This is a genomic window from Microbacterium sp. BDGP8 (assembly GCF_029991045.1).
GTDB lineage: Bacteria > Actinomycetota > Actinomycetes > Actinomycetales > Microbacteriaceae > Microbacterium > Microbacterium plantarum.
Map to the genome: position 1 here is coordinate 1,345,332 of NZ_CP120712.1, position 21,713 is coordinate 1,367,044.

Sequence of the window (21,713 nt, forward strand, 5' to 3'; positions counted from 1 at the left end):
CCTAGGCTCGAACCGATGAGTCCCAAGCCGTACACGCACCGCGACGCGGTTCCCTATCGCCCCCTCGACTGGACCGGGGTGTACCCGCCGGCGTTCCCGCGAGGCGGTGTCCCGAACCACGTCGCGATCGTCATGGACGGCAACGGACGATGGGCCAACCGCCGCGGACTCACCCGCATCGAGGGGCACCGCGCGGGCGAAGAGGTGCTGCTCGACGTCGTCGCCGGCGCCGTCCAGGCCGGCGTCAAGCACCTGAGCGTCTACGCGTTCTCGACCGAGAACTGGTCGCGGTCGCCTGATGAGGTGCGCTTCCTCATGGGCTACAACCGTGACGTCCTCCACCGTCGTCGTGATCAGCTCAACGAGTGGGGCGTGCGTGTGCGGTGGGCCGGGCGCAAGCCGCGCCTGTGGGGCTCGGTCATCTCCGAGTTGCAGTACGCCGAGCAGCTCACCCGCGACAACGACGTCCTCACGCTCACGATGTGCGTCAACTACGGCGGCCGGCACGAGATCATCGATGCGATGCGGGCGATGGGGGAGCAGATCGCCGCGGGGCGGATGAAGCCCTCCGCCATCACGGAGAAGGCCCTGCGCCGGCACCTCTATGTGCCCGACATGCCCGACGTCGACCTGTTCATCCGTTCGAGCGGAGAGCAGCGGACCTCGAACTTCCTCCTGTGGGAAGCGGCCTACGCCGAGATGGTGTTCCTCGACACGCTCTGGCCCGACTTCTCTCGTTCGGACCTGTGGGGTGCGATTCAGCTGTATCTCTCGCGCGACCGCCGGTTCGGCGGCGCTGTCGACGCTCCCACCGCGTGATGCGCGAGCGGGAATAGCCCGCGCGCGCCAGGACGTTGCACCCGGTGTGACGGACGCAATCAAGATCGACGTGTGGAGCGACATCGCCTGCCCGTGGTGCTACATAGGCAAGCGCAACCTCGAGTCGGGCCTCGCGGCCACGGCGGATGACGAAGACGCTCCGCGCGTCGAGGTGACCTTCCACTCGTTCGAGCTCTCGCCCGACACTCCGGTCGATTTCGAGGGCGACGAGCTGGACTTCCTCTCGACGCACAAGGGGATGCCGCGCGAGCAGGTGCAGCAGATGCTCGACAACGTCACCGGCGTCGCGAAGGACGCGGGCCTCGACTACCACTTCGACATCCTCAAGCACACCAACACGGTCAAGGCGCACGAGCTGCTGCACGCCGCGAAGGCGGAGGGCCGTCAGCACGAGATGGCCGAGCGCCTGATGGCGGCGTACTTCACCGAGGGCCGCCACGTCGGACGGATCGACGATCTCGTCGAGCTCGCGGCCGAGGTCGGACTCGACCGCGACGTGATCCGCGCCGCGCTCGAGTCGGGCGAGCACCTGCCGGCCGTTCGCGCCGATCAGGATCAGGCGCGTTCGTACGGCATCAACGGCGTCCCGTTCTTCGTCATCGACGGCAAGTACGGCGTCTCCGGAGCGCAGCCTGCCGAGGCGTTCGCGCAGATCGCCCGTCAGGTGTGGGCCGAGCGGAACGGCGTCGAAACCGCGGGCTGAGCGCGGTCCGCACACGCGCGCAGGGTCAGCGCGGGAGGTTCGCCTCGATGACCGCGACGATCTCCGGCGCGTCGGGCTTCGTCTGGGGGCGGAAGCGGTGCACCTCACCGCTCGGCGTGATGACGAACTTCTCGAAGTTCCACATCACCGGGCCTCGCGCACCCTCCTCGTTGCGGATCTTCTTCAGCGCCTTGTACAGGGGAGCGGCGTGCGAGCCGTTGACCCGGATCTTGTCCATGATGGGGAAGCTCACTCCCCAGGTCATCGCGCAGTAATCGAGGATCTCCTCCATCGAGCCCGGCTCCTGACCCATGAACTGGTTGCAGGGGAATCCGATGACCTGGAGCCCGCGCTCGCCGTAGGTGCGCTGAAGCTGCTCGAGCTGCTCGTACTGGGGCGTCAGGCCGCACTTCGAGGCGACGTTGACGACGAGCAGCACACCGTCGCCGAGCTCCTCCAGCGTGGTGGCGGTGCCGTCGGCTGCGGAGAAGGGAATCGAACGGATGTCGGTGGTCGCTTCGGTCACGTCCCCAGGCTACGCCCGGCCGCCTTCCGGCATCCGTCCTTCTGGGAGAATGATCTGGTGAGTACCGTCGTTTCCGCTTCCCCGCGCCTGCGGATCGGCCCGATCGCCCTGGATGCACCCGTCGTCCTGGCGCCGATGGCCGGGATCACGAACACCGCCTTCCGTCGGCTGTGCCGCGAGTACGGCGCTGGTCTCTACGTCAGCGAGATGATCACGACCCGCGCACTCGTCGAGCGCAACGCCACCACCATGCGCCTGATCACCCATCACGAGTCGGAGAAGCCGCGCTCCATCCAGCTCTACGGCGTCGACCCCGCCACGACCGAGGCCGCGGTGCGGCTCCTTGTCGAGGAGGACCGCGCCGACCACATCGACCTGAACTTCGGATGCCCCGTGCCCAAGGTGACGCGCAAGGGCGGGGGAGCCGCCCTGCCGTGGAAGCTCGACCTGTTCCGCGACATCGTCACGCGCGCCGCGCGCGCGGCCGGCGACGTCCCGCTGACGGTCAAGATGCGCAAAGGCATCGACTCGGACCACCTGACCTACCTCGACGCGGGTCGCATCGCGGAGGACGCCGGGGTCTCGGCGGTCGCGCTCCACGCACGCACCGCGGCGGAGTTCTACTCGGGGCACGCCGACTGGTCGGCCATCGCCGCGCTGAAAGAAGCCGTCACGAGCGTTCCGGTTCTCGGCAACGGTGACATCTGGTCCGCCGACGACGCCGTGCGCATGATGGCGGAGACCGGCTGCGACGGCGTCGTCGTCGGTCGCGGATGCCTCGGGCGACCGTGGCTCTTCGGAGACCTCGCGCGAGCGCTGGGCGAACCCGGCTCAGCTGGGCCCGAGGTCGATGCCACGCTCGGGTTCGTCGCGACCGCCTTCCGCCGGCACGCCGAGCTTCTCGTGGAGTTCTTCGAGGATGAGGGCCGGGGATGCCGCGACATCCGCAAGCACGTCGCGTGGTACTTCAAGGGCTACCCGGTCGGCGGTGACACGCGGGCGCGGCTGGCGACCGCGTCGAGCCTCGCCGAGATCGACGACATCCTCGCGACGCTGGACTGGGCGGCGCCCTACCCCGGCTCGGCTGCGGAGGGGCAGCGTGGTCGCGCGGGAACCCCCAAGCGTCCCGCGCTGCCGGATCGTTGGTTGGATTCCCGCGACGTCGACGCGGCCGAGTCGTCGGCCATCGCCGCAGCGGAGGTCGAGAACAGTGGGGGCTGAGGTCACGAGCGGTGTCGGCGTCTCGGCGGGACGCCCCTCCGGCTACAACGACCACGACGCCGCCCGCTTCCACCGCGAGGAGCACCGCTCGCGCCGCGACAGCTTCGCCCGCGATCGCGCCCGTGTGCTGCATTCCGGCGCCCTGCGCCGTCTCGCCGCCAAGACGCAGGTGCTGAGTCCGGCGAGCCCGGCCGACTTCGCGCGCAACCGCCTGACGCACTCGCTCGAGGTCGCCCAGGTCGGGCGCGAGCTGGCCATCGCTTTGGAGCTCTCGCCCGACGTCGTCGATACCGCCTGCCTCTGCCACGACCTCGGACACCCGCCGTTCGGCCACAACGGTGAGCGGGCCCTCAACGACTGGGCCGAGGACATCGGCGGCTTCGAGGGCAACGCGCAGTCGCTGCGCATCCTCTCGCGTCTCGAGCCGAAGGTCGTCGATGCGTTCGGTCAGAGCGCGGGCCTGAACCTCACGCGGGCGAGCCTCGATGCGACGTGCAAGTACCCGTGGACGGTCGAGCACGCCATCCCCGACCCGGGCGGACGGCAGAAGTTCGGCGTCTACCCCGAGGACGAGGCGGTGTTCCAGTGGATGCGTGAGGGCGCCCCGGGTCGCCTGCGTTGCATCGAGGCCGAGGTCATGGATCTCTCCGACGACATCGCCTACTCGGTGCACGACTTCGAGGACGCGGTCCTGAACGGCTACCTCGATCCGGCGCGGCTCGGGGATCCGCGCGAACGCGAGGCGCTGCTCACCGCGATCCAGAGCTGGGTGGGCTACGGCTTCACGAAGGACGAGCTCGGCGATGCGCTGTACCGTCTGACACTGCTTCCCGAGTGGCTCGAGTCGTACGACGGCTCGCGCGCGGCGATGGCACGTCTCAAGAACCTCACTTCCGATCTCATCGGCCGGTTCGCGCGCGCCGCCACGGCGGCGACCCGCGAGCACTACGACATCCCCGTCCTGACCCGCTTCCGCGGTCGTGTCATCGTCCCGCGCGTCATCGAGGTCGAGATGGCGGTGCTCAAGGGAGTCATCGGCGCCTTCGTCGTCTCGATCGAGGGACGCAAGGGGCTCTACAAGGAGCAGCGCCGCGTCCTGCGCCGCCTCGCCGACGCCCTGTGGGAGCGTCCGGAGCACCTCGACGCGCTGCACGCCGAGGACTTCGCCGCGGCGGTGACGGATGCCGCCCGCCGCCGCGTCATCGTCGACCAGGTGGCGACCCTCACCGACCGCTTCGCGATCGAGTGGCACGGCCGCCTGGTGGGCCCGGTCGACCTTCGCGAGCTGGGCCTGTGGTCGTCTGATCCGCGCGCGACGGCGCCGAGCCACTTCGCGCTGCCCGAGCCCATCGAAGGGCTCTGATGGCACGGATCCGGCAGACCGACATCGAAGAGGTCAAGGCGCGCACGAACATCGGCGACATCGTCGGCGAGCGTGTCGCCCTGAAGTCCGCCGGCGTCGGCTCGCTGAAGGGGCTCTGCCCGTTCCATGACGAACGCAGCCCCAGTTTCCACGTCCGGCCGCAGGTGGGGTACTACCACTGCTTCGGATGCGGTGAGTCGGGCGACGTCTACTCGTTCCTGCGGGCGATGGATCACCTCTCGTTCACCGAGGCCGTGGAGCGCCTCGCGGCGCGCATCGGTTACTCACTGCACTACGAGGACGGCGCTGCGGCTCCCGAGACGAGCGGTCGTTCCCGGCTGTACGCCGCCCACACCGCCGCGGCCGAGTTCTATCGGTCGCAGCTGTCCGCCCCGGACGCGCAGGCCGCACGTCAGTTCCTCGGCGAACGAGGCTTCGACGCCGGTGCAGCCGCGCATTTCGGGGTCGGATACGCGCCCCAAGGCTGGTCGGCGCTTCGCGACGCACTGCGGTCGCAGGGATTCACCGACGAGGAGCTGCTCACCGGGGGACTGGTCTCGAAGGGGCAGCGCGGCGTCTACGACCGGTTCCGGGGACGGGTCGTCTGGCCCATCCGCGACGTCGCCGGTCAGACGATCGGTTTCGGCGCTCGCCGCCTCTACGACGACGATCAGGGTCCGAAGTACCTCAACACGCCAGAGACGCCGATCTACAAGAAGGCGCAGGTCCTCTACGGCCTCGACCTCGCGAAGAAGTCGATCTCGCGGGAGCATCGCGTCGTCGTCGTCGAGGGCTACACCGATGTGATGGCGTGCCATCTCGCCGGGGTCACCGGAGCCATCGCGTCGTGCGGCACGGCCTTCGGTACCGATCACATCACGGTGCTGCGTCGCGTCATGGGCGACAGCGAGGGCAGCTCGGGTGAGGTCGTCTTCACGTTCGACCCGGATGCCGCCGGCCAGAAGGCCGCGCTGCGCGCCTTCGGCGACGAGAAGCGCTTCGCGGCGCAGACGTACGTCGCGGTCGCCCCCGAGGGGCTGGACCCGTGCGATCTGCGGCTCAACCGGGGTGATGCAGCGGTGCGCTCGCTCATCGAGGCGAAGGCGCCGATGTTCGAGTTCGTCATGGATCAGCGTCTGTCGACGTTCGACCTCTCCACCGTCGAAGGACGCATCGGCGCTCTGCGGGCAGCGGCACCGATCGTCGCCGACATCCGCGATGCCGCGCTTCGACCGGGCTACACGCGTGTCCTCGCCGGAAAGCTCGGGCTCGACCTTTCGGAGGTGCAGCCCGAGGTCGAGCGGGCCGCGCGCCGCGCGTCGGCGTCCGGGAGCGCAGGGGAGCGCACTCGCGGCGAGGCACCGGGCGCAGGCCGAGCGCAGCCCTCAGGCGCGCCCGGCGCGGCCTCCGAACCGCCGCCCGTGTCGGTCCGTGTCACCCTCGCCTCACTGCCGGCCGCCCTCGAGCTCGAGAAGCGCGCGCTCATGGGCGTGCTGCAGTACGGGCACCTGCTCGACAAGCAGGCCGTCGACATCGCGCTGGGTCTGCCCATGCCGCATCCGGCTCTCGAAGCCGTCCGTCAGGCCGTCTCGATGCAGACCGATCTCACCCGGCCCGGATGGACCTCGGCTGCGGTGGACGCGACTCGGGAGCCCTATCGCACGCTCGCGATCGAACTGCTCACGGCGGACTTCCCCGCGGGAACCGAACGCATCGCGCAGACGACGGCGATGGAGTCGCTGCGCAAACTCCGCCAGCGGGCGCTCGAACGCGAGAAGGCCGAGCTGCGAAGCGCGCAGCAGCGCCTGGAACCGGGCTCGCCCGAGTTCCGTTCCATCGGCGTCGCCATCCGCGATCTCGACCTTCGGCTGCGGCAGCTCATGGAGTCGGAGTAGCCGCCGTCGGCGACGAGTAGCGGTCGAGCGATGAAAACGGCAGGATGATGCGCATGTCCCGACGACCCGACGCGGAGATCGCGGTGCGCTGCGACGATCTGTCGATAGCGCGGACGGGCGATTCCGATCGCGTCGTCGAGGGCGTCAGCGTCACGGTCCGGGCGGGAGAAGCCCTCGCCGTGATGGGCGCGACCGGATCCGGCAAGTCGACGCTGCTCTCCGTCCTGGCCGGCAATGCGCCGGCCGATGTCGGGGTCGTCGGCGGTGCTGCGGAGGTGGCCGGCCTCTCGGTGCGGAAGGGTGGCCGTTCGCGCCGCATGCTCACCTATTACGCCGGGCACATGCCACAGGCGGCGGGCGCTTCGCTCCCGGCTCGATTGACCGTGGCCGAAGTCATCGCCGAGCCCATCACCTCGCGTGACCGGCGGGTGAGTCAGCGCGCTCTGTCGCTTCGGGTCGCCTCGCTCCTCGACGAGTTGCACCTTCCGCTGGGGGCGGCCTCGCAGTATCCCTACGAGCTCAGCGCGGGCATGCGCCAGCGCGTCGCGCTCGCGCGCGCTCTCGTGCTCGACCCGAAGGTCTTCATCGGCGATGACCCGTACGCGAACCTCGACATCGAGGTGCGTATCGCGGCTCGAGAGGCCTTGCTCTCGCGTCGCGACGACACGGGGATGGCGATCGTCATCGCGACGAACGACGTCGAGACCGCCGACGAGCTGGATGCCGCGGCTCTCGTCCTGCACGGTGGCCGGCCCGTGGGATACGGGCAGACCGCATCGGATGTGGTCTGGACGCCGGACGGGCGATCGCGAGCGTCCTGACGGCCGCGACCCGCCCGGCGGTCGGCCGATGTCGTGAGCACCCCCGGAGCTTTGCTAATATAGACGGGTTGCCCGGCGCGAGCGGGGCGGCTGATCCTCGGTAGCTCAATTGGCAGAGCAATCGGCTGTTAACCGATAGGTTCTTGGTTCGAGTCCAAGCCGGGGAGCGAGAGACCCGCGTTATCTACCGCGGCTCTCACCGAAGGCCCGGGCTTCCACCCCGGGCCTTTACTCATGTGTCTGAGGTTCGCCTGGCACTCGATGCCCGTTCCTCGGCCTCGAAGCGGCGCGAAGTGCCAACCGGAGACGTGCGATCGCGCGAACGATCAGCCGAAGACGTGCAGTCCGAGGTCGTCGCTCAGCGCCTCCGCGCCGATGCGACCGCGCACGCTCGTCCCGTGCTCGTCGAGAGGCGGGCTCACGATGGCAGCGCCGAGCTTGCCCGGAGCCGACAACACGATCGCGCCGGAGACACTGGACTTCGCGGGGACGCCGACGGCTCGCATCCAGCGACCCGATCCGTCGTAGACGCCGCACGTGGCCATGACGGCGACGACGTCTCTCGCGATCCGCGCAGACACCGCCCGTTCGCCGGTCACGGGATTCACCCCGCCGAGAGCGAGCGTCGCGCCCATGACGGCCAGGGTCTGCGCGTCCACCAGCACGGCGCACGCACGGGCGTAGACCGCGACAGCGTCATCGGCCGTGACGGCGAGCGTTCCCTCATCGCGCATCAGATGCGCGAGTGCATGATTGCGGTCGCCGAGGAGGTGCTCGCTGTGGGCGACATCGTCGTCCACCTCCAGTCGGCGACCGGCGAATCCCGACAGCCCGGCCACGATGCGGCTCGCCCGCTCGTCGGGATCGTCTCCATCGACCAGCGCGCAGGTCAGGATGGCGCCGGCGTTCACCATCGGGTTCGGGGGTCTTCCCGTGCCGCTCTCGAGCTTGATGGCGTCGAACGCCTCGCCCGTCGGCTCGATGCCGACCCGGTCTAGAGCTGCGCCGTCGGTGTCGGCCAGAGCGAGGGCGAACAGGAACGGCTTGACGGCTGACTGGATGCTGAACGGGACCTCCCCATCCACCGACGATCGGACCGAGCCGTCGGGCAGAGCCAGTGCGATCGCGCACAGGTCGCGGTCGGCGTCGGCGAGCTCCGGAATGCTCGTCGAGCGTTCACCGTCGCGCGCCGGCAGCAACCGTCCACGCAGAGCGTCGAGATCGTATGCACGCGGACCGCTGGCGTCGCTCATGGCGTCAGGCGTCGAGATCGTCGACGCCCGGCATCCAGGCGTTGCCCGGACGGCCCCAGCCGCGCTTCTTCGCGATCTTCTGCGTCGTCTTCCAGTCCGAGTCGTCGAGGCGGTCCACGTAGAGGATGCCGTCGAGGTGATCGAACTCGTGCTGCATGATGCGCGCGCGCCAGCCATCGACGCGGATCTCGACGGGGGAGCCGGCGAGGTCGGTGCCGGTCACGAGCACCTCCTCGGAGCGCCGCAGCGGGAACCGCTCACCGGGGAAGGAGAGGCACCCCTCCGACTCGTCGTCGGGATCGGGTGATCCGGGCTCGAGGGGTCGCATCCAGAGCTCGGGATTGATGATCTCGCCGCGCCAGGGCTCGCCGTCGTCGTCCTGGTACGTGTAGACGTAGATCCGCAGGCCGACGCCGACCTGCGGAGCAGCCAGGCCGACCCCGGGGGCGGCATCCATGGTCTCGTACATGTCGGCGACGAGCTGGCGGATCTCGTCCGTGATCTCGGTGACGGGCTCGGCGGGGGCGTGCAGCACGGGATCGCCCATGATGCGAATCGGAAGAACGGGCACGTTGCGAGCCTAATCGAGCCCGCTTCGCCGTTATGGTCGAAAGGTGATTCCGTTTGTCGCGTCCCTCGATGACGTAACCGATCAGCTGATCGGAGTCTTCCGCGAACCCAGAATCCTCATCGGAATCCCGCTCGCGCTGCTCGGCGCCGTGTTCATGTCCTTCGGAGCGCTCTACCAGCACCGGGGCGTGCAGAAGGTCGAGCGTCTCACCAACTCGTCGGGAAGCGCCGGGCTCAACGGCTCGCAGCTGCTGAGTCTGCTGAAGCGTCCGTCGTGGGTGGCGGGGACGATCATGCTCGGGCTCGCGATCGTGTGTCAGCTCGCAGCGCTGACTTTCGCGCCGCTCATCCTCGTTCAGCCGCTCGGTGCGATCTCTCTCGTGATCACGACCCTGCTGAATGCACGCATCACCGGCGTCAAGCCGACGAAGCGGTCGGTTCGCTCGATCATCCTGTGCGTCGGAGGCATCCTCGCCTTCGTCACGGTGGCCGCGCTCGTCGCGACGGAGGAGCCGATCGATCAGGCGCAGCTCATCACCATCCTCGCTCTGCTCGCGGGGGTGCTGCTGATCTCGGGGGCCGTGTGGATGCTGGTGCGCAAGGGCGCGAAGCCGCTCTTCTACATCGCGGCCTCGGGAATCATCTACGGTTTCGTCGCGACGCTCGCGAAGGTCGTGATCTCGCGCATCCAGAACGGCGACTTCGAGTGGTTGACGCTCCTGTGCCTCGTCGGCCTGATCACCGCGACCGCGGTCGGTGCGTACTTCGTTCAGACCGCTTACTCCGTCGGGCCTCCCGATCTCGTCATCGCCGGGCTCACCGTCATCGACCCGATCGTCGCCGTCATCATCGGCATCGCCATCTTGCGTGAGGCCGCAACGGCGCCGTTGCCGGCATTCGTCGGCTTCGTCGTCGCCGGAGCCATCGCGGTCTATGGCGTGACGTCGCTGGCGCGGAACCATCCGCAGGTCGTGCTCGACAGTCAGCAGCTGCCGATTCCGCGCGGGAGCAAGGGCAAGCGCCTCGACGATTGAGCGGTCGCGTCGGTTCGAGGCGGCTCGCGCTAGGCTCGATACGGCACGGGGCGGTGGCCAAGCTGGTCAAGGCAGCGGGCTCATAACCCGACGATCGTGGGTTCAAGTCCCACCCGCCCTACGCACGAATGGCCGCCCGCGGGCGGCCATTCGCACGCACAGGGGCGTGAAGCGTCAGGGGTGCGTGATCGCGGGATCCTGCGGGAAGTCGGTGTTGTCGTCGCCCGCCTTGAGATCGGTGTCGCCGAGGTCGGAGCCCGCGCGAGCCGCGTCGGCCTTCACCTCATCGCTGGCGGCATCCGTCGGCGCGGCGCTGTCGGCGTGTGCGTCATCGGCGTCGCGGTGGTGGGGAGTGCTGTCGGACATGCGGCATCCTTTCCTCGGGGTGTGAGATCCAGCCTGCCGCTCGGGTGGGTCGCGAGGAAGGCGCTTGACATCGGATGCCGGGAGAAATCGTGACACGGTTGTGATTCTTCAGGTTCGTGCGCGATAATCGACGCCATAACCGAACACATCGCCGACATCCGGGCTCAGGTCGTAGGGGAAGACGTACCTGATGAAACGGAGAAGTCATGGCGATACCACAGGCGCGTGGAGTGATCTTCATCCACTCCGCGCCACGCGCGTTGTGCCCGCACCTCGAGTGGGCGGCGGGGCGCGCGCTCGGACGCGCGGTCAGCTTCGACTGGGAGGACCAGCCGGTGCTCGACGGCAGCCGTCGCGCGGAGTTCTACTGGGAGGGCCCCGCCGGAACCGGAGCAGCACTCGCAACGGCGATACGGGGCTGGGAGCACCTGCGATTCGAGGTGTCGGAGGATCCGACGCCGCGCAGCGACGGGGGCCGGTGGATGCACACCCCGAGCCTCGGCATCCATTACGCCCAGACCGATGCAACGGGCAACGTCGTGATCGGTGAGGACCGCATCCGCTACGCCATGGAGATCGCGGCGGGCGATGTGCGCGAGCTGCAGCGCGAGCTCGACGTCGCGTTGGGCGCAGCCTGGGACGAAGAGCTCGAGCCCTTCCGTCACGCCGGCGACGATGCTGCCGTGGTGTGGCTGCACAAGGTGGGCTGATTCCGAGTCGCACAGACGCAGTCGGCCCGTGCGTTCGTACCGAGCCCCGGTGGAATGATCCCGGGGAACGGGAGCACGTACGGGACGACTGACCCGAAAGAAGAACAGACCCCCGCGGAACGCCGTCCGCGGGGGTCTGTTTCGTGTTCCGAGACCGGTCAGGCCGAACGGAACGCGACGACGGCGTTATGTCCGCCGAAGCCGAACGAGTTGCTGATCGCCAGCAGATCACCGTCGCCGAGGCTCTGGGTCTCGCCCGAGACCCGGAACGGGACGGCGGGGTCCTGCTCGGTGATGTTGATCGTCGGCGGCGCGATCCGTTCGCGTAGAGCCAGGATCGTGAAGATCGCCTCGAGGGCACCGGTACCACCCAGCAGGTGACCCGTGGACGCCTTCGTGGCCGAGACCGGGATCTCGTCGATGCGGTCGCCGAAGACGCTGCGCAGCGCCTGGTACTCGTTGGGGTCGCCGACGGGGGTCGAGGTCGCGTGCGCATTGATGTGCGCGACATCATCGGGGGAGGCATCGGCCTGCTCGAGAGCAGCGCGGACCGCGCGCGAGGCGCCGGCGCCCTCGGGGTCGTTGGCCGTGATGTGGTACGAGTCGGCGGTGACGCCGCCGCCCACCGCGTAGGCGTAGATCTTCGCGCCGCGAGCCTTGGCGTGTTCTTCGGTCTCGAGGATCAGCACACCGGCGCCCTCACCCATGACGAAGCCGTCGCGATCGATGCTCGTCGGGCGCGAGGCCGTCGCCGGGTCGTCATTGCGGCGTGACAGTGCCTGCATCGACGCGAAGGACGCCATCGTGATGGGGTGGATCGCCGACTCGGTGCCACCGGCGATGACGATGTCGGCCAGGCCGTCCTGCAGGTGCTCGATCGCGTTGACGATCGACTCCGTGCTCGAGGCGCAGGCGCTCGCGACCGTCCGGGCGAAGGCGCGCGCCCGGAAGTGCAGCGAGAGGTTACCGGCGGCGGCGTTGGGCATGAGCATCGGAACCGTCATGGGCAGAACGCGTCGCGGTCCCTTCTCGCGCAGCGTGTCCCACGCATCGAGCAGCGTCCACACCCCGCCGATGCCGGTCGCGAAGTCGACACCGAGACGCTCGGGGTCGACCTCGGGGCTGCCGGCATCCGCCCACGCCTCCATCGCGGCGACCATCGCGAACTGCGACGCGGGGTCGAGACGCTTGGAGACAGGGCGCTCCAGCACGGTGTCGGGGCGCACGATGGCCTCGGCGGCGAAGTGAACCGGAATCTGGTACTTCTCGACCCACTCGTGCTCGAGTGTGCGCGTGCCGGAATGGCCGGCGAGCAGGCCTTCCCAGCTTTCGGGTGCGGTGCCGCCCAGGGGCGACGACGCTCCGATTCCGGTGACGACGATACGCGGGGTGCTCATGGATCTCCTCGGTGGAACCCCGGCGGGGGCGTGTGCCCCCGCCGGTGGGGGTTACGCCTGGTTGGACGTGATGTAGGTGACGGCGTCGCCGACGGTCTTGAGGTTCTTGACCTCTTCGTCGGGGATGGTGACGCCGAACTTCTCCTCGGCGTTGACGACGATCGTCATCATCGAGATCGAGTCGATGTCGAGGTCGTCGGTGAAGGACTTCTCGAGGGCGACCTCGTCGGCCGAGATGCCGGTCTCGTCGGTGATGAGCTCGGCGAGTCCTGCGAGGACCTCGTCGTTGCTGAATGCCATGGGGTTTCTCCTTGTTATCTCTGGACCGACCCGGACGCGGGCCGCTGTTCAGTCTAGGTGCGGGGACCCGCCCGATCAGGGAAGGACGACGACCTGCGCGCCGAAGACGAGCCCCGCGCCGAAGCCGATCTGGAGGGCCAGACCGCCGCTCAACTCGGGGTTCTCCTCGAGCAGGCGGTGAGTGGCGAGGGGAATGGATGCCGCCGACGTGTTGCCGGTGGTCTCGATGTCACGACCGATCGCGACGGTCTCGGGCAGCCCGAGCTGCTTGGCGAACTCGTCGATGATGCGCATGTTCGCCTGGTGCGGGATGAAGGCGGCGAGGTCGCCCGCCTGGATGCCGGCCTCCTCGATGGCTCGCCGTGCGACCTTGACCATCTCCCAGACCGCCCAGCGGAACACCGTCGGGCCTTCCTGCCGGAGTGTCGGCCACGGCGCAGTCCCGTCGCGGAACTCCACGAGTGTGTGGTTCATGCCGACGGCGTCGGCCTTCGACCCGTCCGAGCCCCACACCGTCGGACCGATGCCCGGGGTGTCGCTCGGCCCGATGATCGCCGCGCCCGCGCCGTCGCCGAGCAGGAACGAGATCGTGCGGTCGGTGGGGTCGACGATGTCGCTGAGCTTCTCCGCGCCGACGACGGCGACGTAGCGGGCCGCACCCGCGCGAACGAGCGCGTCGGCCTGAGTCACGCCGTAGGAGAACCCTGCGCACGCCGCGTTGACGTCGTACGCCGCCGCCGGGTTCGCCCCGACGCGGTCGGCGACGATCGCCGAGACCGACGGGGTCTGCTTCGGGTTCGAGATCGTCGAGACGATGACGGCGTCGACCTGGTCGGCGGGAACGCCGCTGCGCTCGATCGCCTCGGCCACGGCATCCGCAGCCAGGTCGATGACGGTGGTCTCCTTGTCCGCGCGGACGCGAGTGACGATGCCGGTGCGCTGACGGATCCACTCGTCGCTCGAGTCGATCGGTCCGACGAGGTCGTCGTTGGGTACGGCGTTCTCACCGCGAGCCGCGCCGTACGCGTAGATGCGGGTGTGAGCGGGGCCGGTGGCCTGGCGAATGGCGGCGGTCATGCGGCACCTCCGGAGATGAGAGCGGATGCGGCGACGAGGTCGTCGGGGGTCTTGACGGCGACCGAGGGGACGCCGCGAAGAGCACGCTTCGCGAGGCCCACGAGGGTGCCGGCGGGGGCGAACTCGATGATGCCGGTGACGCCGTGCTCGGCGAACGACGACATGCACAGGTCCCAGCGCACGGGAGACGCGACCTGGGCGACCAGACGGTCGAGAGCGTCACGGCCCTCGGCGACGACGGCGCCGTCGCGGTTCGACCACAGCGTGAGGTCGGGGTCGTTCACCGAGGTGGCGGATGCGGCCGCGGCGAGCGTGTCGACGGCCGGCGCCATGTACCGCGTGTGGAACGCGCCGGCGACCTGGAGGGGAATGACCCGGGTCGCAGCGACGGGCTCGGCGGCGAGGCTCGCGAGAGCGTCGAGTGCGCCGGCCGCGACGATCTGTCCTCCACCGTTGTAGTTGGCCGGGGTGAGGTCGAGCTCCTCCAGACGGGCGACGACGGCATCCTGGTCGCCGCCGAGCACGGCGCTCATGCCGGTCTGCTCGCGGGTCGCGGCATCCGCCATGGCGCGGCCGCGGAGTCCGACCAGACGCATCGCGTCATCGTCGCTCAGCACACCGCCGGCGGCGAGTGCCGCGATCTCGCCGACCGAGTGGCCGGCGACGCCTGCCGGGCGAGCGCCGTCGGCGACGAGCGCGCTGTACGACAGCAGGCTGGCGGCGACGATGAGCGGCTGGGCCACGGCGGTGTCTCGGATGCGATCCGCATCCCACTCGGTACCGGCGGCGACGAGGTCGACCTCGGCGAGCTCGGAGAAGCGCTCGAGGCGTTCACGCGCACCCTCCAGCTCGAGCCACGGGGCGAGGAAGCCGGGGGACTGCGACCCCTGCCCGGGGAACACGGCGATGATCACTGTTACATCCTTCCAAGTTCAGTCGGTCGACCGCTGGCGACGATCGCACAACAATGCGGCGAACCTTTGTGTCGACCGTACAGTCGACGGGTCATGAGGAGCGTCCGACGGAGGCGCGGCCTCGTCAGCTCCGGCGCGACTGCGGCGCGCGTCGTCTCGTGAGGTCATTGCCGATAGAGCCCAGGATGAGCGCAGTCTGCAGGATGAGCGCCTCACGGGGCCCGGTCGCGTCCCAGCCGATGACGTCCGACACGCGCTTCAGCCGGTACCGGACGGTGTTCGGATGCACGAAGAGCTCGCGGGCCGTCGCTTCGAGGGAACGACCGTTGTCGAGGTAGCTCCACAGGGTAGCGACGAGGTCCGCAGAGTGGGCGAGCAGCGGACGATAGATCCGTTCGACCAGAGTTGCCTTGGCGACGGGATCGCCGGCCAGCGCGCGCTCGGGAAGCAGATCGTCGGCCTCGACGGGTCGCGGCGCATGACGCCAGGCACTCGCGACCGCGAAGCCGGCGAGAGCCGCGCGAGCGCTCTGGCTCGCATCGACCAGGGCGGGCACGGTGGGGCCGAGCACCAGGTGACCGGGGCCGAAACCGGGCTCGAGTCTCGCCGCTATCTCGAGGAAGGTCAGCTCGGGCACCGGCTCCGCCCGGCCTGGTAGGTCGGCACGCCCGATCACGATCACCAGGCGAAGGCCCTGAACGCCGACGAGGACGTCGACGCCCATCTTGCGCGCGGCACGGCGCAGCTGGTCGACGTCGAACTGCGGGGGAGCGGTGCCGACGAGGACGGCGACCGCACCGTGCCCGTGCCAGCCGAGCGCGGCGATCCGGCTCGGAAGCTCCTCGTCGGTCTCACCCGTGAGGATGGAATCGACGACGAGCGCCTCGAGGCGGGCATCCCACAACCCGCGCGCCTCGGCGGCGCGCGCGTACACGTCTGCCGCTGCGAAAGCGACGTCACGCGAGTACTTCAGGATCGCCTCGCGGACATCGTCGCCGCGGTGCGCCACCCGTTCCTCGGTGACTTCGACGGTCACCCGCACGAGCTGCAGGGTCTGCGTCAGGCTGACGCTGCGCAACAGCTCGCGCGGAGCCGCGGCGAAGATGTCGGCCGCGATGCGCGGGGTCGAGGTCGGATCCTCGTACCACTGGATGAACGAGGTGATGCCCGCCTGCGCGACCAGTCCTACGGAGGACCGGCGCGCAGGCGGCATCTCGGCGTACCAGGGCAGCGTCTCCTCGAGCCGATTGATCGTGGCTGTGGCCAGATCACCCGAGATCCGGCGGAGCCACGCGAGTGTCTCCGCCTTCGAGCTGTCGTCGGTCACCGAAGGGTCAGCTCTCGCCGCCCGCGTTTCCGCTCGTGCCCGCCGTCACGTCGTGCAGACGGTAGCGCTCGATCGCCTGCGCCGACAGACCGCGGTCCACGACGCCGTCCTCGGCCAGAGCCTGGAGTGTGCGCACCACGATCGACGGCCCGTCGATCTTGAAGAACCGTCGAGCGGCCGGGCGGGTGTCGGAGAAGCCGAAGCCCTCCGCGCCCAGCGTCGCGAAGCGACGCGGCACCCACGGCCGGATCTGGTCCTGCACGGCGTGCATGAAGTCGCTGACCGCGACGACCGGGCCCTCGGAGTCGTTGAGCTTCTGCGTGACGAAGGCCGTGCGGGGCTCGTCGGTCGGGTGCAGGAAATTGTGCTCGTCGACGGCGAGACCGTCACGACGCAGCTCGGTCCAGCTCGTGACCGACCAGACGTCGGCGATCACACCCCAGTCGTCCTTGAGGAGCTTCTGCGCCTCGTAGGCCCACGGCACGCCGACGCCCGACGCGAGCAGCTGCGCGCGCGGCCCGTCGCCCTCGCCGACGCTCACGCGGTGGATGCCGCGGATGATGCCGTCGACGTCGACATCCTCAGGCTCCTTCGGCTGCACCAGCGGCTCGTTGTAGAGCGTGATGTAGTACATGACGTTCGGGTCGGGGTGGTTCCCGCCGTACATGCGCTCGAGACCCGAACGAACGATGTGGGCGATCTCGTACCCGTAGGCCGGGTCGTACGACACAGTGGCGGGGTTGGTCGAAGCGAGCAGGTGCGAGTGGCCGTCAGCGTGCTGCAGGCCCTCGCCGGTCAGGGTCGTGCGGCCGGCCGTCGCGCCCATGATGAACCCGCGGGCCATCTGGTCGCCCGCGGCCCACTGCGCGTCGCCGGTGCGCTGGAATCCGAACATCGAGTAGAAGACGTAGACCGGGATGAGCGGCTCGCCGTGGGTGGCGTACGAGGTTCCGATCGCGGTGAACGCCGCGACGGCGCCGGCCTCGTTGATGCCGACGTGGAGGATCTGACCCTGCGGGCTCTCCTTGTACGCCAGCAGCAGCTCGCGGTCGACCGAGGTGTAGTTCTGCCCGTGCGGGTTGTAGATCTTCGCGGTCGGGAAGTACGCGTCCATGCCGAACGTGCGCGCCTCATCGGGGATGATCGGCACGATGCGGTGGCCGAAGTCCTTCGCACGCAGCAGGTCCTTGAGCAGTCGGACGAACGCCATGGTGGTGGCGATCTCCTGCGTGCCCGAGCCCTTCTTCGGCAGCGCGTACGACTCGTCGCCGGGCAGCGTCAGCGGCGCGTGCTTCGTACGACGCTGCGGCAGGAAACCGCCGAGCTCACGGCGACGCTCGAGCATGTAGCGGATCGTCTCGTCCTCGGCGCCCGGGTGGTAGTACGGCGGGAGGTACGGGTTCTCCTCGAGCTGCGCGTCGGTGATCGGGATGCGCATCGAGTCGCGGAAGTGCTTGAGGTTCTCGAGCGTCATCTTCTTCATCTGGTGGGTCGCGTTGCGACCCTCGAAGTGGTGACCGAGACCATAGCCCTTGATCGTCTTCGCGAGGATGACGGTCGGCTGGCCCTTGTGCTCCATCGCCTGCTTGTAGGCGGCGTAGACCTTCTGGTAGTCGAGACCGCCGCGGCGGAGCTTGCCCCAGATGTCGTCGTCCGACCAGTCCTTCACGAGCGCCGCCGTGCGCTCGTCGCGCCCGAAGAAGTGCTCGCGGATGAACGCGCCGTCCTCGGCGCGGTAGGTCTGGAAGTCGCCGTCGGGGGTGGTGTTCATCAGGCGGACGAGGGCGCCCTCGTCATCCTGCGACAGCAGCTCGTCCCAGCCGCGTCCCCAGACGACCTTGATGACGTTCCAGCCCGCGCCGCGGAAGTACGCCTCGAGCTCCTGGACGATCTTGCCGTTTCCACGGACCGGGCCGTCGAGACGCTGGAGGTTGCAGTTGATGACGAACGTGAGGTTGTCGAGTCCCTCGTTGGCTGCGACCTGCAGCTGACCGCGGCTCTCGACCTCGTCCATCTCGCCGTCGCCGAGGAAGGCCCAGACGTGCGAGTCGGACAGGTCCTTAATGCCGCGGTTGGTGAGGTACTTGTTGTTCATCGCCTGGTAGATGGCGTTGATCGGACCGAGACCCATCGAGACCGTCGGGAACTGCCAGTAGTCCGGCATCAGACGGGGGTGCGGGTACGACGGGATGCCGTCGGGCGCCTTCGAAGCCTCCTGGCGGAAGCCGTCGAGCTGGCTCTCGCTGAGGCGTCCCTCGAGGTACGAGCGGGCGTAGATGCCGGGTGAGGCGTGGCCCTGGATGAAGATCTGGTCGCCGCCGGACGGGTGGTCGGGACCGCGGAAGAAGTGGTTGAAGCCGACTTCGTAGAGCGAGGCCGACGACGCGTAGGTGGAGATGTGTCCGCCCACACCGATGCCGGGACGCTGGGCGCGGTGCACGGTGACCGCGGCGTTCCAGCGGATCCAGCGACGGTAGCGACGCTCGAGCTCTTCATCACCGGGGAACTCCGGCTCGTTCTCGGGCGCGATGGTGTTGATGTAGTCCGTCACCGGCACCTGCGGGACGTTGAGCTGCAGCTCGTGCGAGGCCTGGAGCAGGCTCAGCATGATCTCGCGACCGCGACCCGAGCCCTTCGCATCGACCAGCTGGCGCAGCGACTCCTGCCATTCACCGGTCTCTTCCGGGTCGCTGTCCAGGGCGTCCTGGGAGTAGGGGTCTTGATCGTTGACAGTCACGGGCGACCTTTCTCGTATGGCAGATCGTGCCAGGTAATCACCACGGGCAGGGCGCGGGCATTGTCGGGCGCGCACAAGCACCGCACGACAGCCTACTCACGCTCGGAGGGGTCGGCGCTCTCGTACACTGAGAGCAGGGGCCTATAGCTCAGTTGGTTAGAGCACCTCGTTTACACCGAGGGAGTCGGGAGTTCGAGTCTCTCTGGGCCCACATGAAAGCCACCCCCGCAGATCAGCTGCTGCTGCTGGACATCGCCCGCCTCGACGCGCAGGCGCGCGGAGCGGAGGCCGCGAAGCGCAATCCGGCTCAGGCGGCGCGTGTCAACGAGCTGCTCGCACGCCGTCAGGAGCTCTCCGTCGAGCTGACCGGCCTGCTCGGCAATCGCGACGACATCGAGGCCGAGCTCAAGCGCATCGCATCGGACGTCGCTGTCGTCGACGCTCGAGCGGCTCGCGATGCCGATCGACTCGCGGCGACCTCGAACCCGAAGGACGCCCAGGGCCTCGAGCACGAGATCGCTTCGCTCGCCCGCCGTAAGAGCGAGCTGGAGGACGCGCAGCTCGAAGCCATGGAGCGCCTCGAGGCCGCGGAAACCGCGGTCTCCGCACAGCAGGCCCTGATCGCCGAGGTCAATGCCGAAGGCGGGCGGTTGAGCGCCGAGGGCAAGGCCGCCGTCGCGGACGCCCAGGCTCGTCTCGACGCGGCCACCCGTGACCGCGCGGCGGTCGCGGCCAAGGTGCCCGCGGATCTCCTGGCACGCTACGAGTCGCTCGCCGAGCGGACGCCGGGCGCCGGCCTCCTGCAGCGCCGCACGTGCGGCGGGTGCCACATGGAGCTCTCCGGAACCGACCTCAAGGCGATCGGGCAGGCTGCCGCCGACGAGGTCGTGACGTGCCCCGAGTGCGGCTGCATCCTCGTCCGCACCGACGAATCCGGTCTGTGACCCGTCGATGACCACACCGCGCGCCCGGTGGCGCGCGGTGGGACGCCGCAATGACGGAGACGTCGACATCGCGGTGGTGGATGCCGCCGGCGCGGTGATCGAGCGCGGCCGTGTCGCCGCCGGCGAGCTGGCGGGTGAGATCGCAGCCGACCCCGATGCGCGGTGGATCTGGTCCGACACCACGGCCTGGTACCACGACATCCTGGCCGCCGGCGTCCGGGTGGCGCGGTGTCACGACCTGCGCCTGTGCCATGCGATCCTCCGTGATAGCTCGCTCGTCACGGAACCGGCACAGCTGCGGGCCGCGACCTCCTGGGACGCCGCGCCCGAAGACCCGGTGTCTGACCGCGACGTCCTCTTCTCGCTCGAGCCGGCTGCCGACGCCCTTCCGCATGACCTCGACGCGACGCTGGCGGAGTTCGCGCGTCAGGCCCGGGCGATCGAGAGCGCGACCGACCCCGGTCGTCTGCGGCTGCTGACGGCCGCGGAGTCCGCCGGAGCGCTCGTCGCGGTCGAACTGCATGGCGCCGGTGTCCCGTGGAGTCGCGAGGTGCACGACGCGATCCTCGCGGACGCGCTGGGCCCCCGTCCGCGACCGGGTGAGCTTCCGAGCCTCGTGCGCGACTTGGCCGACCGGGTGCGGAAGGCGCTCGGCGACCCGACCGCGAGCCTCGACTCGCAGCCGCGCCTGCTGCGCTCGCTGCACCGAGTGGGTGTGCTCGTCGAGTCGACGAGCAAGTGGGAGCTCCGACGTCACGAGCACCCGGTCATCGAGCCGCTTCTGGCCTACAAGCGCGCGATGCGGCTGTTGAGCGCCAATGGCTGGGCGTGGATGGACGAATGGATCCCGACCGACCGGTTCCGTCCGGTCTACGTGCCGGGAGGGGTCGTCACGGGCCGCTGGGCGTCGTCCGGCGGGGGAGCGCTGCAGCTGCCGCGGATGCTGCGCCCCGCGGTGCGAGCCGACCCCGGATGGCAGCTGGTGGTCGCGGACGTCGCTCAGCTCGAGCCGCGCATCCTCGCGGCGATGTCCGGCGACCTCGCCCTCGCCGATGCCGCGCGGGGGCGCGACCTCTACGAGGGCATCGTCGCCCGCGGCACCGTGCCCTCGCGTCAGGAGGCGAAGATGGCGCTGCTCGGCGCGATGTACGGCGCGACGACCGGAGACAGCGGGCGGCTGGTGCCGTCGTTGCGCCGCGCGTACCCGCGCGCGATGGCCCTCGTCGATGACGCGGCGCGCGTGGGAGAGGAGGGCGGCTCGGTGCGCACGCTGCTCGGTCGCACCAGCCCGGCGCCGTCCGCGGCGTGGCGCGAGCTCCAAGCGGATGCCGCCGAGCCCGAGGCATCCGATGCCATCAAGACGCTCGCGCGATCACGGGCGCGCGAGCGCGGCCGCTTCACCCGAAACTTCGTCGTTCAGGGGACGGCGGCCGAATGGGCGCTCGCCTGGCTCGCCGACCTCCGGCAGCGCCTCGCGGCTTTTCCGAGCGTCGGAGACCACCCCGTCACGGGGCGCGCGCACCTCGCGTTCTTCCTCCACGACGAGATCATCGTGCACACCCCGGTCGAGCACGCCGAGTCCGCCGCGGCAGCCGTCCGCGAGGCCGCAGACGCGGCAGGACGACTGCTCTTCGGCTCGTTCCCCCTCGACTTTCTGCTGGACGTGCGCATCGCGGCATCCGCCGACAAGAGCTGACGACGGGCGTGGGTGGGCC

General features: G+C 69.4%; 20 protein-coding genes and 3 tRNA genes. 13 read left to right on the top strand and 10 right to left on the bottom strand.

The features are described from left to right. Positions 1-15: 15 nt before the first annotated feature. Both P6897_RS06465 and P6897_RS06470 read left to right on the top strand, forming a co-directional pair. Entirely contained in the window at positions 16-819 is an 804-nt protein-coding gene (locus tag P6897_RS06465) for an isoprenyl transferase (protein WP_112614086.1), read from the top strand. A 46-nt stretch (positions 820-865) separates the two neighbouring features. After that, positions 866-1,543, top strand: coding sequence for a DsbA family oxidoreductase (locus tag P6897_RS06470; RefSeq protein WP_112614088.1), 678 nt, complete (start codon positions 866-868; stop codon positions 1,541-1,543). A 25-nt stretch (positions 1,544-1,568) separates the two neighbouring features. On the opposite strand, the gene P6897_RS06475 is transcribed toward P6897_RS06470, so the two are convergent. Further along, entirely contained in the window at positions 1,569-2,069 is a 501-nt protein-coding gene (locus P6897_RS06475) for a glutathione peroxidase (protein ID WP_114587865.1), read from the bottom strand. 57 nt (positions 2,070-2,126) lie between these two features. Between P6897_RS06475 and dusB the strand changes: the two genes are divergently transcribed. The 5 genes from dusB (at position 2,127) to P6897_RS06500 (ending at position 7,536) form a co-directional block, all read left to right on the top strand. Further along, positions 2,127-3,290: a tRNA dihydrouridine synthase DusB gene (gene dusB / locus P6897_RS06480; RefSeq protein WP_274177670.1), complete on the top strand. Its 1,164-nt coding sequence runs from the start codon at positions 2,127-2,129 to the stop codon at positions 3,288-3,290. Then, the gene (locus P6897_RS06485; RefSeq protein WP_112614094.1) at positions 3,280-4,653 is read left to right on the top strand and encodes a deoxyguanosinetriphosphate triphosphohydrolase; all 1,374 of its coding nucleotides are present in this window, start codon (positions 3,280-3,282) and stop codon (positions 4,651-4,653) included. Before dusB ends, P6897_RS06485 begins: the two co-directional genes overlap by 11 nt. After that, positions 4,653-6,548 (top strand): DNA primase, encoded by a 1,896-nt coding sequence (dnaG, locus tag P6897_RS06490; RefSeq protein WP_274177671.1) that lies wholly within the window; start codon positions 4,653-4,655, stop codon positions 6,546-6,548. Before P6897_RS06485 ends, dnaG begins: the two co-directional genes overlap by 1 nt. A gap of 53 nt (positions 6,549-6,601) precedes the next feature. Next, a complete protein-coding gene (locus P6897_RS06495; RefSeq protein WP_112615079.1) occupies positions 6,602-7,369 on the top strand; it encodes an ATP-binding cassette domain-containing protein in 768 nt (255 codons plus the stop codon). Positions 7,370-7,463: 94 nt separating this feature from the next. After that, positions 7,464-7,536, top strand: a tRNA-Asn gene (locus P6897_RS06500). A 159-nt stretch (positions 7,537-7,695) separates the two neighbouring features. Here P6897_RS06500 and glsA read toward each other — a convergent pair. Next, positions 7,696-8,622: a glutaminase A gene (gene glsA, locus P6897_RS06505; RefSeq protein WP_274177672.1), complete on the bottom strand. Its 927-nt coding sequence runs from the start codon at positions 8,620-8,622 to the stop codon at positions 7,696-7,698. 4 nt (positions 8,623-8,626) lie between these two features. Next, the gene (def, locus tag P6897_RS06510) at positions 8,627-9,193 is read right to left on the bottom strand and encodes a peptide deformylase (protein WP_112614100.1); all 567 of its coding nucleotides are present in this window, start codon (positions 9,191-9,193) and stop codon (positions 8,627-8,629) included. Positions 9,194-9,236: 43 nt separating this feature from the next. Here def and P6897_RS06515 point away from each other — a divergent pair, with 43 nt between their 5' ends. Next, a complete protein-coding gene (locus P6897_RS06515) occupies positions 9,237-10,226 on the top strand; it encodes a DMT family transporter (RefSeq protein WP_112614102.1) in 990 nt (329 codons plus the stop codon). A gap of 47 nt (positions 10,227-10,273) precedes the next feature. Further along, positions 10,274-10,347: transfer RNA gene (locus tag P6897_RS06520), tRNA-Ile, on the top strand. Positions 10,348-10,400: 53 nt separating this feature from the next. Here P6897_RS06520 and P6897_RS06525 read toward each other — a convergent pair. Further along, a complete protein-coding gene (locus tag P6897_RS06525) occupies positions 10,401-10,592 on the bottom strand; it encodes a hypothetical protein (RefSeq protein ID WP_269266554.1) in 192 nt (63 codons plus the stop codon). A 206-nt stretch (positions 10,593-10,798) separates the two neighbouring features. Between P6897_RS06525 and P6897_RS06530 the strand changes: the two genes are divergently transcribed. Further along, a complete protein-coding gene (locus tag P6897_RS06530; protein WP_274177673.1) occupies positions 10,799-11,302 on the top strand; it encodes a DUF3145 domain-containing protein in 504 nt (167 codons plus the stop codon). A gap of 158 nt (positions 11,303-11,460) precedes the next feature. On the opposite strand, the gene P6897_RS06535 is transcribed toward P6897_RS06530, so the two are convergent. From P6897_RS06535 to aceE, 6 genes are all read right to left on the bottom strand, one after another. Then, positions 11,461-12,699, bottom strand: coding sequence for a beta-ketoacyl-[acyl-carrier-protein] synthase family protein (locus tag P6897_RS06535; RefSeq protein ID WP_114587862.1), 1,239 nt, complete (start codon positions 12,697-12,699; stop codon positions 11,461-11,463). 51 nt (positions 12,700-12,750) lie between these two features. Continuing rightward, positions 12,751-12,999 carry an acyl carrier protein gene (locus P6897_RS06540; RefSeq protein WP_023951379.1) on the bottom strand — a complete coding sequence of 83 codons (249 nt, stop codon included), beginning with the start codon at positions 12,997-12,999 and terminating at the stop codon, positions 12,751-12,753. A gap of 75 nt (positions 13,000-13,074) precedes the next feature. Further along, positions 13,075-14,076: a beta-ketoacyl-ACP synthase III gene (locus P6897_RS06545; RefSeq protein WP_274177674.1), complete on the bottom strand. Its 1,002-nt coding sequence runs from the start codon at positions 14,074-14,076 to the stop codon at positions 13,075-13,077. Then, positions 14,073-14,990: an ACP S-malonyltransferase gene (locus P6897_RS06550; RefSeq protein WP_274177675.1), complete on the bottom strand. Its 918-nt coding sequence runs from the start codon at positions 14,988-14,990 to the stop codon at positions 14,073-14,075. The genes P6897_RS06545 and P6897_RS06550 overlap by 4 nt, the downstream gene beginning before the upstream one ends. Positions 14,991-15,114: 124 nt before the next feature. Beyond that, positions 15,115-16,317: a helix-turn-helix domain-containing protein gene (locus tag P6897_RS06555; protein WP_112614114.1), complete on the bottom strand. Its 1,203-nt coding sequence runs from the start codon at positions 16,315-16,317 to the stop codon at positions 15,115-15,117. A 7-nt stretch (positions 16,318-16,324) separates the two neighbouring features. Next, positions 16,325-19,054, bottom strand: a complete 2,730-nt coding sequence (gene aceE, locus P6897_RS06560; protein WP_114587859.1) for a pyruvate dehydrogenase (acetyl-transferring), homodimeric type — start codon at positions 19,052-19,054, stop codon at positions 16,325-16,327. Positions 19,055-19,191: 137 nt separating this feature from the next. Between aceE and P6897_RS06565 the strand changes: the two genes are divergently transcribed. The 3 genes from P6897_RS06565 to P6897_RS06575 all read left to right on the top strand — a co-directional run bounded on the left by P6897_RS06565 (position 19,192) and on the right by P6897_RS06575 (position 21,694). Continuing rightward, positions 19,192-19,265 (top strand) — tRNA-Val (locus P6897_RS06565). A gap of 1 nt (position 19,266) precedes the next feature. Then, positions 19,267-19,998, top strand: coding sequence for a C4-type zinc ribbon domain-containing protein (locus tag P6897_RS06570; RefSeq protein ID WP_112614118.1), 732 nt, complete (start codon positions 19,267-19,269; stop codon positions 19,996-19,998). Positions 19,999-20,005: 7 nt separating this feature from the next. Further along, positions 20,006-21,694, top strand: a complete 1,689-nt coding sequence (locus P6897_RS06575; RefSeq protein ID WP_274177676.1) for a bifunctional 3'-5' exonuclease/DNA polymerase — start codon at positions 20,006-20,008, stop codon at positions 21,692-21,694. Positions 21,695-21,713: the final 19 nt, after the last annotated feature.